General features: G+C 52.2%; 15 protein-coding genes. 11 read left to right on the top strand and 4 right to left on the bottom strand.

The window, feature by feature from the left end; genetic code table 11:
• Positions 1–13: 13 nt before the first annotated feature.
• The gene (locus DSZ37_RS15125) at positions 14–2,626 is read right to left on the bottom strand and encodes a cation-translocating P-type ATPase (RefSeq protein ID WP_109727710.1); all 2,613 of its coding nucleotides are present in this window, start codon (positions 2,624–2,626) and stop codon (positions 14–16) included.
• 317 nt (positions 2,627–2,943) lie between these two features.
• On the opposite strand from DSZ37_RS15125, the gene potA reads away from it, so the two are divergent.
• From potA to DSZ37_RS15155, 6 genes are all read left to right on the top strand, one after another.
• Positions 2,944–3,996, top strand: coding sequence for a spermidine/putrescine ABC transporter ATP-binding protein (gene potA / locus DSZ37_RS15130; RefSeq protein WP_109727711.1), 1,053 nt, complete (start codon positions 2,944–2,946; stop codon positions 3,994–3,996).
• Positions 3,993–4,796: an ABC transporter permease gene (locus DSZ37_RS15135; RefSeq protein WP_109727712.1), complete on the top strand. Its 804-nt coding sequence runs from the start codon at positions 3,993–3,995 to the stop codon at positions 4,794–4,796. Before potA ends, DSZ37_RS15135 begins: the two co-directional genes overlap by 4 nt.
• A gap of 12 nt (positions 4,797–4,808) precedes the next feature.
• On the top strand, positions 4,809–5,609 hold the full coding sequence (locus DSZ37_RS15140) for an ABC transporter permease (RefSeq protein ID WP_109727713.1): 801 nt from the start codon (positions 4,809–4,811) through the stop codon (positions 5,607–5,609).
• Positions 5,610–5,611: 2 nt separating this feature from the next.
• Positions 5,612–6,883, top strand: coding sequence for an ABC transporter substrate-binding protein (locus DSZ37_RS15145; RefSeq protein ID WP_109727714.1), 1,272 nt, complete (start codon positions 5,612–5,614; stop codon positions 6,881–6,883).
• A gap of 39 nt (positions 6,884–6,922) precedes the next feature.
• Positions 6,923–7,879 (top strand): AEC family transporter, encoded by a 957-nt coding sequence (locus DSZ37_RS15150; protein ID WP_347504731.1) that lies wholly within the window; start codon positions 6,923–6,925, stop codon positions 7,877–7,879.
• A 73-nt stretch (positions 7,880–7,952) separates the two neighbouring features.
• The gene (locus DSZ37_RS15155; RefSeq protein ID WP_109727715.1) at positions 7,953–8,681 is read left to right on the top strand and encodes a hypothetical protein; all 729 of its coding nucleotides are present in this window, start codon (positions 7,953–7,955) and stop codon (positions 8,679–8,681) included.
• A 60-nt stretch (positions 8,682–8,741) separates the two neighbouring features.
• Here DSZ37_RS15155 and DSZ37_RS15160 read toward each other — a convergent pair whose 3' ends face one another.
• From DSZ37_RS15160 to DSZ37_RS15170, 3 genes are all read right to left on the bottom strand, one after another.
• Positions 8,742–9,377 carry an HAD family hydrolase gene (locus tag DSZ37_RS15160; protein WP_109727716.1) on the bottom strand — a complete coding sequence of 212 codons (636 nt, stop codon included), beginning with the start codon at positions 9,375–9,377 and terminating at the stop codon, positions 8,742–8,744.
• Positions 9,374–10,438 (bottom strand): iron-containing alcohol dehydrogenase family protein, encoded by a 1,065-nt coding sequence (locus DSZ37_RS15165; RefSeq protein ID WP_109727717.1) that lies wholly within the window; start codon positions 10,436–10,438, stop codon positions 9,374–9,376. Before DSZ37_RS15165 ends, DSZ37_RS15160 begins: the two co-directional genes overlap by 4 nt.
• Positions 10,439–10,710: 272 nt before the next feature.
• Positions 10,711–11,721: a C39 family peptidase gene (locus tag DSZ37_RS15170; RefSeq protein ID WP_109727718.1), complete on the bottom strand. Its 1,011-nt coding sequence runs from the start codon at positions 11,719–11,721 to the stop codon at positions 10,711–10,713.
• Positions 11,722–12,263: 542 nt separating this feature from the next.
• On the opposite strand from DSZ37_RS15170, the gene DSZ37_RS15175 reads away from it, so the two are divergent.
• From DSZ37_RS15175 to DSZ37_RS15195, 5 genes are all read left to right on the top strand, one after another.
• A complete protein-coding gene (locus DSZ37_RS15175; RefSeq protein ID WP_109727719.1) occupies positions 12,264–12,860 on the top strand; it encodes a helix-turn-helix domain-containing protein in 597 nt (198 codons plus the stop codon).
• 120 nt (positions 12,861–12,980) lie between these two features.
• Positions 12,981–13,904: a DUF4846 domain-containing protein gene (locus DSZ37_RS15180; RefSeq protein WP_109727720.1), complete on the top strand. Its 924-nt coding sequence runs from the start codon at positions 12,981–12,983 to the stop codon at positions 13,902–13,904.
• 41 nt (positions 13,905–13,945) lie between these two features.
• Positions 13,946–14,971 (top strand): immunity protein Imm33 domain-containing protein, encoded by a 1,026-nt coding sequence (locus DSZ37_RS15185; RefSeq protein ID WP_109727721.1) that lies wholly within the window; start codon positions 13,946–13,948, stop codon positions 14,969–14,971.
• Positions 14,972–14,983: 12 nt separating this feature from the next.
• Positions 14,984–16,759, top strand: coding sequence for a CotH kinase family protein (locus DSZ37_RS15190; protein WP_109727722.1), 1,776 nt, complete (start codon positions 14,984–14,986; stop codon positions 16,757–16,759).
• Positions 16,760–16,794: 35 nt separating this feature from the next.
• Positions 16,795–17,238 (top strand): flavodoxin, encoded by a 444-nt coding sequence (locus DSZ37_RS15195; protein ID WP_109727723.1) that lies wholly within the window; start codon positions 16,795–16,797, stop codon positions 17,236–17,238.
• Positions 17,239–17,335: the final 97 nt, after the last annotated feature.

Below are 17,335 nucleotides of genomic sequence, written 5' to 3' on the forward strand. Positions count from 1 at the left end.
CAACTTGATTAATTCAGATCACCCCGCAGATAACAGGCACGGCAACACTGAAGCCCAGTGCGGTCAGGAGCTGCATCATATCGGGAGTCACTGTGCTGAACACCACCTGAAGCTGCGGCACCATTACCGCTGCCGCAAGGACTGCCGCAGACAGTGCCGCAGCTCCCACAAGCTTCATATTGCCGAAGGGATTCAGCCTGAACAGCGACCGCTTCTCGGAGCGGCACTCGAAAACGTGTATCAGCTGGGACACCACAAGGGTGATGAGTGCGGCGGTACGGCAGGCTTCAATAGAGCCGCCCATGTGCATGACCGTGCCGAAGCTTCCGAGGGTGGAAAGTCCGATGAGAATGCCGCGGAACACTATCCGCCCCATGAGTCCACCCGAGAAAAAGCCCTCGTCGGAGCGCCGCGGCGGTCGGGACATGATGTCCTTCTCGGGAGGCTCCATGCCAAGGGCGACCGCAGGGAGCCCGTCGGTGACAAGGTTCACCAGCAGTATCTGAACAGGCAGCAGCACCACGGGCATTCCCATGAGAAGTCCCAGAAACATTGTCAGCACCTCACCGATATTGCAGGACAGCAGATACCTCACGAACTTCCGTATATTGGCATAAACGCAGCGCCCCTGCTCCACGGCGTTCACCAGTGTGGCAAGGTTGTCGTCCATAAGGATAACGTCAGCCGCCTGCTTGGTTACGTCGGTTCCCGTAACTCCCATAGCCACGCCCACATCGGCTTCCTTGACCGCAGGAGCGTCATTGACGCCGTCCCCTGTCATGGTGACTATCTCGCCGCGGCGGCGGAAGCTGCGGACGATGCGGAGCTTATGCACGGGCTCAACCCTCGCAAACACCGTATATTCGCCGATACAGCGATCCAGCTCCTCATCGGATAGACAGTCCAGCTCCGCCCCCGTCATAGCCTTGCCGCCTTTGAGCAGTCCTGCCTTTTTAGCAACTGCCACGGCGGTATTTTTATGGTCTCCCGTTATCATCACCGTCTTTACGGAAGCCGCACTGCACTTGCGGATAGCGGTCTTTGCCTCCTCACGGGGCGGGTCGGTCATGCCTGCAAAGCCGAGAAATACAAGGTCACGGCGCTGAGGGTCCAGCTCCTCGGAGGTGCAGACCGCCAGCGCGAGGACTCTCAGCGCCCTCTGAGACATATCCTCCGCCCTTTCCGCAAGGTCCCTCCTCAGTGCGGCAGTCATGGGTGCAGCCTTACCGCTGCCGTCCAGATACATTGAGCACCTCGGCAGCAGCACCTCCTCCGCACCCTTGAAATAGATACGCTTTTCGCTGCCGCAGACAACGTGTACCGCCATAAAACGGGTCTCGCTGTCAAAGGGGAACTCCCCTATGCTGCGATATCCTGCGGAAAGGGACTGCCTTGTGATGCCTGCCTTTGCCGCCGCGATGAGGAGAGCCGCTTCGGTGGGGTCTCCCGTGACGCTCCACTCTCCCTTGCCTGCGAGAGTACCTCTGTTGCGGCTTTTGGGCGGCTCCTGAGCGCTTATCTCCGCGGTGGAGCACAGGACTCCGCAGCGCAGAGCCGCCGACAGTGCCTTTTCCGTCACGGGATTTACTGCGATCTCACCCTTGGTGACGGCTCCGCTGACACGATAGCCCATGCCGCTGAAAAGGTAGGTATCCTCCGCCGTGGAAAGCTCCGTGACGGTCATGCGGTTTTCGGTGATGGTGCCTGTTTTGTCGGAGCATATCACCGAGGTGCAGCCCAGAGTCTCAACGCTGTGGAGCTTGTTCACCAGTGCCTTCTGCTTCAGCATACGGCTCACTGCCAGTGCAAGGGCGATAGTCACCGTTGCAGGCAGCCCCTCGGGGATAGCGGCAATGGCTATGGTTATGCCCGTCATGAGCATATCAAAGACGTTCTCCCCCCTGAGCACTCCTGCTCCGAAGACAGCGATGCAGACCACAAGGCAGATGATGGCGACCACCTTGCCCAGCTCCCCGAGACGCTTCTGTAAGGGAGTGGGCTCCTTGTCGATATCGCGGAGCATCTCCGATATCCTGCCCATCTGGGTAGCCATGCCCGTAGCTATGACCCTTGCGCGGCAGGTACCCTTGGTGGCAGAGGCTCCGCAGTAGACGATATTGCTCTTGTTGAGGGAGTTGTCGGTGTCGGACTCATCTCCTGCGGACTTCCCGACTGCCACGGACTCACCCGTGAGGAGAGCCTCGTCTGAGAAGAAGCCTGCCGCCTTCAGTACAGCGCAGTCCGCAGGGATACGGTCACCTGCTTCGAGCTCGATAACATCACCCGTCACAAGCTGCGAGGCGTCTATCTCTTTCAGCTTCCCGTCCCTCCAGCACTTTGCGGTGGGCGAGGTCATGGAGCGCAGGGCTTCCAGTGTATTCTCCGTGCGGTACTCCTGCACGAAGCCCAGTATGGCGTTGAGGAGAACGATGAGGATTATAGTCACCGCGTCGGATATCTCCCCGAGGAGCACCGATATCACCGTAGCTCCCAGAAGTATCATCACCATAACGTCCCTGAACTGCCCGAGGAATATCCTCATGGGACCCGTTCTCCTGCTCTCCCCGAGAGTATTCTCCCCCTGTGCTTTCAGTCTTTCGGCAGCTTCCTTTTCTGTAAGACCCATATTTTCACCCTTTCGCAAGCTTTGTCCTTAAAGGATATGCCTGCCCCTACGGAATTATTCTTTAAGTGATTAGTGCATAGTGGTTAGTGCTTAGTTTTAGAGGAAAGACAGTTTTTTCGCCGCGTTTCTTGCTATTAATAAAATAATGTGCTATAAGCGGGGAGCCCCCGCTGGCTTTTTCGCGGCAGAGTTCTTATACACGGCAGTTTTTTCTCCGCGTTTCTTGCTATTAATAAAATAATGTGCTATAATTAATCATATTTTATCGGCTATGCAGCTGCACCGTACTTTATCAGAAAAGGAAGGGATCCGGAAAAATGGAAAATATCGTCAGCTTAAAGGATATCATCGTGGAATTTGAGGAGGGCGAGCGTATCCTCAAAAACATCAGTCTCGACATCAAGGATAAGGAGTTCGTTACCTTTCTCGGGCCTTCGGGCTGCGGAAAGACCACCACTCTCCGCATAATCGCAGGCTTTCTCGAGCCCACCAGCGGAGACGTGTTTTTCGACGGCAAGCGCATAAACGGAGTTCCGCCCCACAAGCGCAACGTCAACACCGTATTCCAGCGCTATGCACTTTTCCCCCACCTCAACGTCTATGAGAACATCGCTTTCGGTCTACGCGTGAAGAATACTCCCGAAAAGGAGATAGTGAAGCGCGTAGGCGAAATGCTTGAGCTGGTGAACCTTATGGGCTTTGAGAAGCGCTCCATAAACCGTCTTTCGGGAGGTCAGCAGCAGCGTGTCGCCATTGCCCGCGCTCTGGTGAACCACCCCAAGGTGCTGCTCCTTGACGAGCCTCTGGGCGCTCTTGACCTGAAGCTGAGAAAGGAGATGCAGATAGAACTCCGCCGCATACAGCAGGAGCTGGAGCTGACCTTCGTCTACGTTACCCACGATCAGGAGGAAGCCCTCACCATGAGCGACAGCATCGTTGTCATGAACAACGGCTATATCCAGCAGATAGGCTCCCCGACGGACATTTACAACGAGCCTGTCAACGCATTCGTTGCCGACTTCATCGGCGAGAGCAACATCGTCAACGGCTGTATGCCCGAGGACTGCGTGGTAGAGTTCACGGGACGCCGCTTTGAGTGCGTGGACAAGGGCTTTGACCCCAACGAGACCGTTGATGTTGTTATCCGTCCCGAGGACGTTAAGGTGATCCCTGCGGAAAAAGCCAAGCTGACAGGCATAGTGGAATCCGTAGTGTTCAAGGGCGTTCACTACGAGATGATAGTTGACGGCGTTGACCACAAGTGGGTCATACACTCCACAAAGGCTGAGCCCGTGGGACAGATGATAGGCATGACCTTTGACCCCTTTGATATACATATCATGAAGAAAACGGAGGACAGTGCAGAATGAAGCTGAAATATTTCTCCGCCCCCTATCTGGTGTGGATGATCATATTCATACTGGTCCCCCTGCTGATGATAGGATTTTTCGCCCTCACCGATGACAACGGATTTACGCTGAAATACATCTCCGATGTTGGACAGTACGCAAACATCTTCGTCCGCTCAATATGGCTTTCGCTTATCGCCACGGCTATCTGCCTTGTGGTGGCATATCCCGTTTCATTCATACTCTCCCGTATGGAGAAGCACAAGCAGGGCACCATGCTCATGATAGTAATGCTGCCCATGTGGATGAACTTCCTCCTGCGTACCTACGCATGGATGACTCTGCTGGGAAACAACGGAATCATCAACCACCTTCTGGGACTTGCGGGACTGGGTCCCTACAAGCTCATAAACACCTCGGGAGCGGTAGTCCTCGGCATGGTCTACAACTACCTGCCCTTTATGATACTGCCGCTGTACTCGGTAATGGTGAAGATAGATAAGTCACTGTTTGAGGCTGCCTCCGACCTTGGGTGCAGCTCGGGACAGACTCTTTTCCGCGTGATAATCCCACTGAGCGTTCCCGGCATCACCTCAGGCGTCACCATGGTATTCGTGCCTGCCATTTCCACGTTCATTATCTCCCGTATGCTGGGCGGCGGCTCGAACCTGCTCATCGGCGACCTCATCGAGATGCAGTTCCTCGGAAACGCCTATAATCCCCACCTCGGCGCAGCTATCTCGCTGGTGCTCATGGTGATAATCCTCGTTATCATGACCGTCATGAATCAGTTCGATCCCGACGATCAGGTACTTATGTAAGGAGGCGGCACTATGAAAAAACTCGGAAAACTCTATCTGGTACTGGTGCTGCTGTTCCTGTATGTGCCAATATTCGTGCTCATCGTGTTCTCCTTCAACGAGACCAAGAGCAGAAGCGTTTTCAGCGGCTTTACGCTGGACTGGTACAAGCGCCTGTTCCACAACAGGATAATCATTTCCTCACTGATAAACACTATCATAATCGCCTCTGTCGCCAGCGTGGTCTCAACAGTTCTGGGGACCCTTGCGGCTATCGGCATAAACAGCATGAGAAAGGTGCCAAAGGCTGTGGTAATGAACATTACCAATATGCCTATCATCAACCCCGAGATCGTAACGGGTGTTTCCCTCATGCTCCTGTTCGTATTCTTCGCCGCAAGAATGAATCTGGAATTCGGCTTCGTTACGCTGCTCATCGCACACATAACCTTTGATGTGCCCTACGTCATACTCAATGTAATGCCGAAATTCAATCAGATGGACCCCCACCTCTATGAAGCCGCACAGGACCTTGGCTGCAGTCCCTTCAAGGCATTCCGCAAGGTAGTTCTCCCCGAGATAATGCCCGGCGTGGTAAGCGGCTTCCTCATGTCCTTCACCTACTCGCTGGACGACTTCGTGGTCAGCTACTTCACCACAGGCTCTACCTCACAGACCCTGCCCATAACCATCTACTCCATGACCCGAAGAAAGGTATCCCCCGAGATAAATGCACTTTCCACTCTTATCTTCATTGCCGTCATCATAGTTCTCATAGTGAAGAACGCCATCGAGAACAGAGCGGCTAAGAAGAGCGGCGCAAAGGAGGACTGAACATGAAAAAGAAGGTATTTTCACTGATTCTGGCTTCCCTTGTGGGCGTTTCGGCTCTGTGGAGCTGTACCTCTGACACCGCCGAGGAGGAGGACGCCGAGGAGGAGAGCTCCGCTCAGACCCTCACTGTCTCCGACCCCGATTACTACACCCGTTTCAAGGGACAGAATATCTCAATAAACGTCTATAACTGGGGAGAATACATCTCCACAGGCGCCGACGAGGGAACTCTCGACGTAAACGGCGAGTTTGAAAAGCTGACGGGCATAAAGGTCAACTACACCAACTATGCCACCAACGAGGAGCTCTACGCCAAGCTCAAGGGCGGAGCGGCTTCCTATGACGTCATTATCCCATCGGACTACATGATAAGCAAGATGATAAAGGAGGGCTTGGTGCAGAAGCTGGATATGGACAACATCCCCAACTTCAGCTACATCATGGACAACTTCCGCAATCAGGCATATGACCCCACAAATGAATATTCCGTCCCCTATACATGGGGAACCGTGGGAATAATCTACGATACCACAATGGTGGATATACCCAAGGAGGACATAGACTGGGACCTGCTCTGGAACGAGGACTACGCCGACCAGATACTCATGTTCGACAATCCCCGTGATGCCTTCGCTATCGCGGAGATAATGCAGGGCTACTCCCTCAACACCGAGAACTTCGACGAGCTGGAAGACGCCGCAAACAAGCTGAAAAAGCAGAAGCGCATCGTTCAGGGCTACGTCATGGACGAGGTATTCGACAAAATGGAGGCAGGCGACGCTCTTATCGCGCCCTACTACGCAGGCGACGCCCTGACTATACTTGAGGGCAACGACTCCCTCGACTTCGTAGTGCCGAAAAGCGGCACCAACCTCTTTGTGGACGCCATGTGCATACCCACTGCCGCAAGACAGAAGGAAGCGGCTGAAATGTACATAAACTTCATGTGCGAGCCCGATATAGCCTTTGCAAATATCGACTATATCTGCTATTCCACACCTCATCAGGCGGCTTACGATATGCTGGACGACGATGTGAAGAACAGTCCCGTTTCCTATCCCGACAGTCAGTTCATCGCCGATAAGACCACGGTATTCGTAAACCTTTCCGACGAGGCAAACCTGAAGATGCAGACCCTGTGGACGGACATGAAGTCCGCCGAGGACGAGAACTCCAACCGCTGGATAGTCCCCGTATTCCTCATATTCTGCGTCCTGCTCATGATATTCGTCCTTGTAAGGCGCTATATCAGGCGCAAAAAGGATATATTCTGAGGGAGAGAGGTCTCTCCCCCGTCAAGGTAGTGATAACTTTTGTTTCTTAAAAACCTGATGTTCAGCCTGAACGCCACCGTCCCCGTATTCCTCATGATGGTGTTCGGCTGGTTCGTCCACAGGATAAAGCTTCTGGACGACAACGCAACATCGCAGATAAATAAATTCGTGTTCCGCACACTGCTCCCTGCCCTGCTTTTCATGGACCTGTCCACCGCGGACTTCCGCAGGGTATGGGACGGTAAATTCGTCCTTTTCTGTATGTGCGCCACCCTCCTCAGCGTGGGCGTGGCAGTGGTCTATTCCCTCATTGTGGGGAAGGGCTGCGAAAGGGGCGAGATAATACAGGCAAGCTACCGCAGCAGCGCCGCTGTGCTGGGCATCGCCTTCGTCAACAACATCTACGGTCACTCAACTATGGCTGCGCTGATGATAGTGGGAACAGTTCCCCTTTACAACGTCATTGCCGTGACTGCTCTGGCTGTGACATCTCCCGAAAAGGACAAGAGCCGCGGAAAGTCAGCTGTGGCACTGAATACGCTGAAAAGCATTGTCACCAACCCCATTATCCTCGGCATTGCCGTGGGAATGATATGGTCACTGCTGAAAATACCACAGCCCGTCATACTCTCAAAGTCCGTTACCTATCTTGGGAACATGGCGACTCCCCTGTCCCTTATCGCCCTCGGAGCTTCCTTCAAATTCGGCGAGGCAAAGGGAAAACTGCCTGTTACGTTGGGTATCGCCGCTCTGAAGCTGGTGCTGTTCTGCGCAGTATTCCTACCCATAGCCGTGAAGCTGGGCTTCCGCGGCGAAAAGCTCATAGCCATACTGGTAATGCTGGGAAGTGCCACCACGGGAAGCTGCTTCGTCATGGCGAAAAATCTCGGACATAAGGGCACCATAACCGCCTTTGCGGTCATGCTGACCACCCTGCTCAGCGCCTTTACCCTGACGGGATGGCTGTTCGTGCTGAAAACTCTGGGATACATCTGACGGCAGCACTTGCATTCCGCGCAGAAAAGGTGTATAGTTATATTAAGATATATGGTTCAAAGGAGGAACTGCCATGCCATTCTGTACTCAGTGCGGAAGACCTCTCGCTGAGGGCGAGACCTGCTCATGCAGGAACAATTCCGCCAATATCACACCACCGCCGCCGCAGTCTCAGTATAACGGCTATGGTTATCAGCCCTATCAACAGGGCTATCCGCAGGCTCCCTACGGCTACGGTCAGCCCTATCCGCCATACGGTCAGCCGCCCTATGCTCAGCAGAAAAAGAGCAATGGCTGGATAGTAGGACTGGTCATCGGAATAGTTCTGCTGTTCGCACTCATAGCCGCAGCAATACTCGTTCCCGCAATGCTGGGATACACCCGCAAAGCAAGGCTGTCAAACATAAGAAGCGAGGCAAATGTGCTGCGGAAGGCAGCAGAAACTTCTATGATTGAAATAGACGAAGAGGGCTCCAACGTAAAGGGCAGATACATAATCAGCTCCGACAAAAAAGACAATGTTGCCGTACCCTTTGATGTGGATGACTTCAATGCTCGGCTGGACCGCTACTTTGAGGGCGCCGAAAAGTATAAGTATTTCATCGTAGTCAATAACGGCTATGTGGAGTATGCAGCTTTGTCCGAGAGCTGGACGAAAAAGACGGAAAAGATAGGCACCTGGCCCGTGGGCACCGATGACAAGCCCAGAGAATACTCAAAGGACGGCAGCTCAGTATTCAGCGACAAAAAGACTAATCTGGACACTCTTTACTGGAAGGCATACGACGAGATATTCGGATAACCTAAAATATGCATAAAAAAGTCCCCGAAGCGGTAATAATACTGCTTCGGGGCTGTTTTTTTATTTGTCAAGCTCTTTCATAAGCCCGGGCAGGTCGCTGAAACGCTCAAGCTCGGGGACGGGGTGGTCGATAGTGCCGAATCCGTATGCCGAGTGGATAAAGTCTATCCCTGCCTCCATGGTGGAGTCATAGTCGCCCTGTATGTCACCTACATACCACGCCTTGTCGAGTCCGTTCCTGCTGACGATGAGAGCGATATTGTCGCCCTTGCCTTTGAGGTTGTTGCCGTAGCACTCTATATCGTCGAAATATTCCCCGAAGCCGTAGTGCTCCAGAAATGTCTCTATATAGCCGCTCTGACAGTTGCTCACGATGTAGAGATGGTACTTTTTCTTCAGGCGGATAAGCGTCTTTTCAAGGTCGGGATAGAGCACTCCGCCGTGCCTGAGAAGATACTTCTCCTCATTATCGCAGCAGCGGTCGAGAAGCTCCCTGCGCTCCTCAAGGGGAAGGCTGCCGAAGAGTTTGTCCGCTATCCTGTCCATGGTAAGCCCCATAACTCCCATAACGTCCTGCTGAGTGATATCGGGGAAGTCATATCCCAGCTCTCTTACCTTTTCTGTCCATGATATCGCCACATTCTCCGAGGAATCCCAGAGTGTGCCGTCCATATCGAAAATAATTCCTTTTTTCATTTTCCCTCCGCCATTCTGCTGTATATTTCGTCCAGCTGTACTCTATCATGCTTTATCTCGTCCAGTATGGTTATCCTGCCCGTTCTTACGGTGCGTGCCTTCTCCCACATATCCGCGAACATATCCTTAGTTATGCCGTATGCCGCAGGGCTTACGTCCAGACCGTAGGTGCGGAAGAAGCTGAGAAGCCCATCGGGAGACTGTCCCTGAAAGATGCAGGCAGGTATGCTTCCCAGCGCAACTGCCATACCGTGGGATATCTTCACCTCGGGGTAATACTCCTCGATAGCGTGGGCAAAGAGATGCTCACTGCCGCTGCACGGACGCGATGAGCCTGCTATCTCCATGGCAAGTCCTCCCATTACCAGAGCACGGGAGAGTATCCTTATGAATACGCGGCTCTTCATGTTCTTCTCATCGCAGTGATAGACAGAATCATAGCTCATCCTGCTCAGTGCGTAGGCAAAGTCGTTCACACGGGTATTTGTCTTTCTTGCGGAGAGCTTCCAGTCGTAGAGGGCGGTATGCTTTGCAATGGTGTCGCCTATGCCCGAGAGAGTCTGTCCCTCGGGAGCATTTATTATCATGTTGGTATCAACTATTATCGCCGTTGGAATGTTGCACTCTATGGTCTTGCGCGCCTTGCCGTAGGTCTCCAGCACCGCAAAGGGTGACGCAAGGGAGTCGTTGCTCAGTGAAGTGGGCATACAGATATATATTGCCTTGCTGATGTGTGCGGCATACTTTGCAGTGTCGAGGACTCGTCCGCCGCCTATGCCGATTATGACCTTTACGTCCTCCACACAGACCTTCTTGGCGATGGCAACGGCTTCGTCAAAGCTTGCCTCCTTCATGGCGACTATCTCGGCATTGCCGAAATCTCTGCTTATATCGTTTATCTTTTCGCTGTATATGCCTATGAGGAACTCCTCCGAGATGACGATGGTCTTCTGTCCGATGATCTCGGGGATATACTGCTGTATTATCTCATCTGAGTGAAAAAAAGCATCCTCCTCCACCGCAAGGCAGATGGGCAGGTCAAAGCTCGTGTGCAGGTTCATGATATCATCCTTTCCTGTTTACCGCAATATTTCGGATAAAGTATAATGAATGCCTCGCGTTAATTATAACATATAATACACGATAAAGCAAGCGGCGCGGAGATAAAGTGCCGTTTTTGATATCTATACCGCGAAACAGCCTGCGGGGGCTCCCCGCTTATAACATATAATACACGATAAAGCAAGAAGCGCGGAGATAAAATGCCGTTTTTGATATCTATACCGCGAAAAAGCCACTCCCTCGGGAGTGGCTTTAAGTACTTGGATATCTCTTATGCCTTTACAACGATCTTGTAGTAACCGCCAACGTTACGAAGGTCATTAAATGTAAGACGCTTAACAGGTGAGTTGAGCTCGGATGAAGGACGAGCAGGATCGATTATGTAGAAATCGCTTGCTGTGAGGCTTGAACGGTTAGCACCCTTTCTGTATCCTACGCAGGTAACGTAATGATCATTAGTGCCGGTTCCCTTTATACGGAAGATAACGGGCTGTCCCTTGTTAAGAAGGTCATAGGTCCTCTGGAATGCTGCCAGCTTTGATGTATAATACTGCTCGGGAGTATAGTTGCCCCAACTCCACCAGCACTGTTCACCGTCATAATACTGTGTATAGCTGTGTACATATCCGTCAAGCATTGTGCGGCAGTATGCAAGAGCATATGCTGCACAGGGACCTGATACTGTCTGTCTACCTACTGCAATTACCTTGGAAACATTGTTTTTGTATGCGGAGATGAAGTAGTCCTGAGTGGGAACGGGAACAGGATCAGGATCGGGGTTACCTTCAAGCACAGCCCAGCCTGCACCGCTCTTGAACCTGCCGTAGGTTACGTTGTTTGCTGTCTGCACTTCAACGATAGTGAATATGCTGCCCTGAGTGAGTGTCATTGCAACTACGCCCGATGTAGGTGATGTATAGAGTGTTGTGCCTGCACCAAAATACTGTGTGAAAGGAACCTGTATCTGGGGTGTGGGGGGGACTTCGCGGACTATTGCCCAGCCTGCACCGCTCTTGAACTTACCGTAAACATTGGTTCCTACAGTCTGCTCCTCAACGATAGTGAAGCTGCCGCCCTGAGCAAGAGTCTGTGCAACTACGCCCGATGTGGGTGATGTATAGAGCTTTGTTCCTGCGGGGAATGCCTTTACATATGACTGGAATGCTGCGTTTGCTGTGATAGCTGTGGGTGCAAAGTTCTTTGCAAAGCCTGTGTTTGATGCTGCCATACCTGATGCGCAGAGTGTTAATGCCATAGCTGCTGTAATGATCTTCTTAAACATAATTTTTTCCTCCTGAATTTTAATTATTCTTTAGATTTTGTTTTTGATTTTAGATTTTTGATTTTGGTTTTTAAGGGGTCGTTGGGGTTTGTTTTTATTTAAATGCTCTGATCGGGAGCAATGTCGTACAACATTAAGATTTACTTATCTGGATTATGATTTTATTCGGGGAACTGCTGTGTTTTTATTCTTTGTCAGCTCAGTTATTTCCGAACAGAAAATCAAGTATTGTTGACCATGTCATTTTGTGTTTCCTCCTTTGTTTTTTGTTGTTTCCCTTGCTGTGATTATAGTATATCTCTCTTTTGACAAATTGGATATAAAATCGGAGTAAACAGCACTTTTTCGGGAGTGAACAGGAAAAACTTCTTTTTACGCGATATTTGAAGTGCTCTGTTTGTGGCTATATACCGGCGTTTTCGGGCACCATGAGCTCGATGGGGCAGCTTTTCCGTTCACTCTACGGAGCGTGGATCGACTTGGAGGAAGCTGTCCTTTATAATATAGATAAAGAGAACTTCGGTCATTAATGAGGTGATAATATGGATCAGATCAGAACAGGAAGTCTCATCAGGCAGCTGCGGACAGAACGCGGACTTACCCAGAAGCAGCTTGCAGAGCGTATAAATGTAAGCGACAAGGCAGTATCAAAGTGGGAGCGCGGAAACGGCTGTCCCGATGTGTCACTGCTTACAGCACTGGCAGAGGTGCTGGATACGGATATACAGGCGCTGCTCTCGGGCAGCATCGAAAAAAACGAAAGTGAGAAAGGCGATATGAAAAAACTCAGATTTTATGTATGCAGAGACTGCGGCAACATCATCACGGCGACTTCAGACGCGGCAGTGACCTGCTGCGGAAGCAGGCTCTCGCCCATTGAAGCTAAAAAGGCAGATGAGAACCATCAGCTGAAGGTGGAGGACATCGGCGGCGAGTGGTATATAACCTCCGACCATCCCATGACCAAGGAGCACTACATCTCCTTCGCGGCATATGTGTCCGACAGCAGCGTAATGATGTTCAGGCAGTATCCCGAATGGCAGGTGAACATCACTATCCCCATGTACCGCTCGGGAAAACTGGTGTGGTACTGCAATGAATGCGGGCTCCTCTGTCAGGAGCTTCGTCCGAAGCGATAATAAATAAACGCCGCAGCAATTCCGATAGTCACGGAAATACTGCGGCGTTTCTGTTGACACAGCGCCACTGTCGTGTTAAAATTATAGATATACATCCCCACCATAGAGGAGGCAATTACCATGAAAAGCAACAACATCGAAAAGCCAAAGGGCAAAAAGCGCGGCTTACGCATACTTCTGCTGATAATACTTCTCGCAGCGCTTATGACTGCCGTTTATATACGCTGCAATCCCAAGTGGAAAGCCGCAGAGCTGACCATTGAGCCTGCGGGAAGATTTTACGACATAGAGTCATTGGTACCCGAGGGCAAGACCCTTGAAACGAGGATAGCTCCCCCCGAGGGCTTCACCCGTGTACCTGCCCCGGAGGGCAGCTTCGGAGCTTATCTCCGCAGCTATCCCCTGCTCCCCGATGATATCAAGCTCCCCGTCTTTGACGGCTCCACCATTGACAGCTCGGATGTGGCTGCTATCTTTGATATAAGCCTCGGCGACGAGGGCTACCAGCAGTGCGCTGACAGTGTCATAAGGCTTTACAGCGACTATTTCTATGAGAACAAGCAGTACGACAAAATAAACTTCATGTTCTCAAACGGCGACGAGTGCAGCTACGACCGCTGGCGCAAGGGCAAGCGCTTTCTCGCCTTCGGCAGCTTTTCTGCGGAGATACCTGCGGGACTTCCCGACGACAGCGAGCAGCAGTACAGGAACTACCTCAAGGAGGTAATGCGCTATGCAGGCACTCTCTCGCTGCAAAAGGAGTCGGAGGTCATCCCTGCTGATGAGCTCCGCGTAGGCGATATAATATGCAACGACACCCATGTTGTCCTCATAGCCGATGAAGCTGTCAACGAAAACGGCGAGAAATGCTACCTTATCGGTCAGAGCTTCATTCCTGCGGTATGCTTCCATATCCTGACCCACACAGAGGGCAAGGTCACCTCGCCGTGGTTCACTCAGGAGCAGCTCTCTCAGGACTCCTTCGTGGTGGGCTCCTTCAGATTTGAAAAGGACAATATCCGCCGCTGGAAAGAGGGCTTCTGATACACACAAACAGTCTGTACATTCATTGAAAGGAGCAGCCTATGAATATAAAGGAAGTTTTTGATGCAAATCTGAAGTTTATCGGGCAGATGGAGCTTGATGCAGACCTCATGGACCGCACATTTGCCAAGACCGAGACCCGTGACCATTTTGTCATCGGCACAGTGGACCTGCCCACAGGCAGGATAAGAGTAGGGGACGCTCTGGCGTATATGGGCACAAAGGAGGCAAGTCCCGAGCTCAACAGGACAGTGCCAAAGGGCTCCTATCCCGTGGAGCTGGCGTTCATCACCACCCGATTTGACACAATAAGGATAACTGCCGCAAGGATAAAGCTCAGCGAGGAAAGGGCTGTGCGGTACGAGCTGGCAGAGCCTACACACGAGACAACTGCTTTCCATTGCAGCGACGGCGACCTGACAGGCTTCCCCGTAGACGCAGGAATGATGGGCTTTATGGACGCTTCTGTCATGGATGAGTATTCGGATTTTCTCCACAGCTGGCACAGGGACAATCCCGACAAGAACCACTACGACGATTATTTCGCCGCCCTTTTTAACGAGAGCTATGAGAAGCTTCCGCAGTACCAGAGAGCCGGCGGAGACTTTATTGAGTGGACCGTTCCCGAAACAGGCCACAGGCTCACCATGAACGCCACAGGCTTCGGCGACGGCTTTTACCAGATATTCTGGGGCATCGACAAGAACGGAGATATCTGTGAGGTGACTGTTCCTCTGATAGATGCGGACCTCCTCGACCGTGCCGACAGCGAATACCTTGAGGTCTGGGACGGCATTGAAGCCTGCATAGTCACAAACAACATCGCCGACGGCGGCGATATCGCCTATATGTGCCGCGAGGAGTCGTCTGACGGAAGCTTTAACGGCTGGGTGTTCTACGGCTATGACGAGGGCGAGGATTACTGGGCAGATGCAGATAATTTCTGCCTTTACAGCACACACGGTCTCGCAGGACGCTTCCCCGAGATAATACCGCTCCTGCACTCCCCCGAGGGCTCAGCCTACGTCAGGGACGAAGACGGTATTTTTATAGCCGATGAGCAGTAACAGGAGAGCTATATGAAACACAGACACACAGCAGCAAGTATACTGCTTGCACTTACTGTCAGCTTTGTCACATTTTCGGCGGCCTCGTGCTCCGATAAAAAGGCGAACAGCAGCAGCTCTCCCCCGGTATTCGGGGAAACAGCCCCGGAAGCAGCAGTTCCCCTTGACGCCGAGGGAATGCACTTCTCCGCAAAAAGCGGCTTCTATAATAACGGCTTTTCCCTTACCATCACCGCAGACGACGGCGCGGACATTTACTACACCCTTGACGGCAGCATCCCCACTGCCGACAGCACGAAATACACCTCTCCCATAGAGATAAAGGACGCCTCCTCGGAGGAAAACAGGCTCAGTGCCCGTAAAGACATCGCTCAACCCATAGACGCCGCAGAAGATTTCGTTCCCAAGTCCGCGGTGGACAAAGCAACGGTGGTAAGAGCCGTTGCCATCGGCAAAAACGGTGAGCAGAGCCCTGTGGTATCGAACACCTATTTCGTAGGATTTGCCGACAAGGCGGACTACTACAAAAAATGCAAGGTAGTCTCACTCATGACCGATGAGGGAAACCTCTTTGACCCTGAAAAAGGCATATATGTAACGGGAAAGGTATATGACGACTGGAAAAAGGGCTCAGACTATGACCCTGAGGCTCATGAATGGGAGATACCTGCGAACTACTCGCAGAAGGGCAGGGACTGGGAGCGTGAGGCTGAGATACAGTTCTTTGAGGGCGGACAGCCCGTCATGCAGCAGAATGTGGGGATACGCATACACGGCGGCGCCACGCGGTCCTATTCCCAGAAAAGCTTCAACGTGTACGCAAGGAGCGATTACGGCGCTCCCAAGCTGGAATACGACCTGTTCTCGGGAAAAGTGAAGAACAGCACGGACGGCTCTCCCGTTACGGTGTTCGACAGCTTTGTTCTCCGCAACGGCGGAAACGACGCCTACTTCACACGCTTCCGAGACAAGCTCATACAGTCCCTTGTCTCGGACAGGGAGTTCCTCACTCAGGGCATGGAGCCCTGCATAGTCTTTATCGACGGCGAGTTCTGGGGACATTATGAGATAACGGAAAAAATGGACGCAGACTTTGTGAGCGCACATTACGGCGTACCTGCAAAGGATATCTGCATCATAAAGAGAGAAGCTCTCGATGACGGCTCGGAGGAGACCTTTGCGGAATGGAAAGAGCTCCGCAAATGGATACAGAGTACCGATCTCTCCGTTCAGGCAAATTACGATGAGCTCTGCAAGCACATAGATATGCAGGGCTTCATGGACTACATAAGCACCGAGATATACATAGACAACTGCGACTGGGGCGAGCCGAATACCGCTTTCTGGAAGGCTGAGACCGCCGACGAAAGCTCTCCCTATGCCGACGGCAAATGGCGGTTCATACTGTTCGATACCGAGTACAGCTCGGGTATCTACGGCGAGGCTCTGTCCTACAACAACAGCCTTGAAAGGCTCATGGAGAGCGACTGCTTCCTCGCAGACCTGTTCAACGGAGCGCTGAAGAATGAGGGCTTCCGCAAGCAGTTCGCAGAGACCTTCAGAGATATCGCTGAAAACAACTTCGGCGCCGAAAAGGTCACTGCCGAGGCAGACAGGCTCTCGGAGGAATACCGACAGATGGCCATTGACACCTACGACCGCTTCTGGAGCGGCTGGGCAGGCGGCTCCGCTGCGGATATGAACTACGAGTCCGCAGTAAGCTCCCTCAGAAGCTTCTTTGAGCAGAGACACGACTATATAACAATGTATCTCGACAGCATAATGTGATGACCTAAGAGCAATATGAAAGGCAGGTAAGTTCAATGAAAACACTGGTAGCATATTTCAGCGCAGAGACAGGTAAGACAAGAAAGATAGCAGAGGAGCTGGCAAAGTCCGCAGGTGCAGACCTCTACGAGATAAAGCCTGCGGAGCCATACAGCGCCGCCGACCTGAAATGGGTAAATCCCCTTGCAAGGTGCAACCGCGAAAAGCTCGGCAGGAAGGACGTTCCCGTATCGGGAAAGGTCAGCGGCTGGGAGGAATATGACACGATATACCTCGGCTTCCCCATCTGGTATTACGGAGCTCCCAACGTGGTCAATACCTTCTGCGGGGACTATGACTGGACGGGAAAGACAATACATATCTTCGCCACATCGGGCAGCAGCGGCATAGGCAAAACTGCCGAAAAGCTTGCCCCGTACATAAAGGGCGGAGAAATAGCCGACGCCAAAAGAGTGACCTCCGCTTCCGAGGTGCTCTGAACCCTTGACACTCCCTGCAAACCGTGATATAATGGAAAAGTTGGTTCGGAGGGCAAAACATTCGACGGAAATGCAATGCCGGATAAGACCGCGGGCT

The sequence above is a fragment of the Ruminococcus flavefaciens genome (assembly GCF_900116855.1).
In the GTDB taxonomy this organism is placed as follows: domain Bacteria; phylum Bacillota; class Clostridia; order Oscillospirales; family Ruminococcaceae; genus Ruminococcus; species Ruminococcus flavefaciens_R.

Coding starts and splice junctions, on each gene's coding strand:
- potA (WP_109727711.1), top strand. CDS start 2,944: ATGGAAAATATCGTCAGCTTAAAGGATATCATCGTGGAATTTGAGGAG.
- DSZ37_RS15180 (WP_109727720.1), top strand. CDS start 12,981: ATGAAAAGCAACAACATCGAAAAGCCAAAGGGCAAAAAGCGCGGCTTA.
- DSZ37_RS15145 (WP_109727714.1), top strand. CDS start 5,612: ATGAAAAAGAAGGTATTTTCACTGATTCTGGCTTCCCTTGTGGGCGTT.
- DSZ37_RS15195 (WP_109727723.1), top strand. CDS start 16,795: ATGAAAACACTGGTAGCATATTTCAGCGCAGAGACAGGTAAGACAAGA.
- DSZ37_RS15140 (WP_109727713.1), top strand. CDS start 4,809: ATGAAAAAACTCGGAAAACTCTATCTGGTACTGGTGCTGCTGTTCCTG.
- DSZ37_RS15125 (WP_109727710.1), bottom strand. CDS start 2,626: ATGGGTCTTACAGAAAAGGAAGCTGCCGAAAGACTGAAAGCACAGGGG.
- DSZ37_RS15190 (WP_109727722.1), top strand. CDS start 14,984: ATGAAACACAGACACACAGCAGCAAGTATACTGCTTGCACTTACTGTC.
- DSZ37_RS15160 (WP_109727716.1), bottom strand. CDS start 9,377: ATGAAAAAAGGAATTATTTTCGATATGGACGGCACACTCTGGGATTCC.
- DSZ37_RS15155 (WP_109727715.1), top strand. CDS start 7,953: ATGCCATTCTGTACTCAGTGCGGAAGACCTCTCGCTGAGGGCGAGACC.
- DSZ37_RS15185 (WP_109727721.1), top strand. CDS start 13,946: ATGAATATAAAGGAAGTTTTTGATGCAAATCTGAAGTTTATCGGGCAG.
- DSZ37_RS15135 (WP_109727712.1), top strand. CDS start 3,993: ATGAAGCTGAAATATTTCTCCGCCCCCTATCTGGTGTGGATGATCATA.
- DSZ37_RS15175 (WP_109727719.1), top strand. CDS start 12,264: ATGGATCAGATCAGAACAGGAAGTCTCATCAGGCAGCTGCGGACAGAA.
- DSZ37_RS15170 (WP_109727718.1), bottom strand. CDS start 11,721: ATGTTTAAGAAGATCATTACAGCAGCTATGGCATTAACACTCTGCGCA.
- DSZ37_RS15165 (WP_109727717.1), bottom strand. CDS start 10,438: ATGAACCTGCACACGAGCTTTGACCTGCCCATCTGCCTTGCGGTGGAG.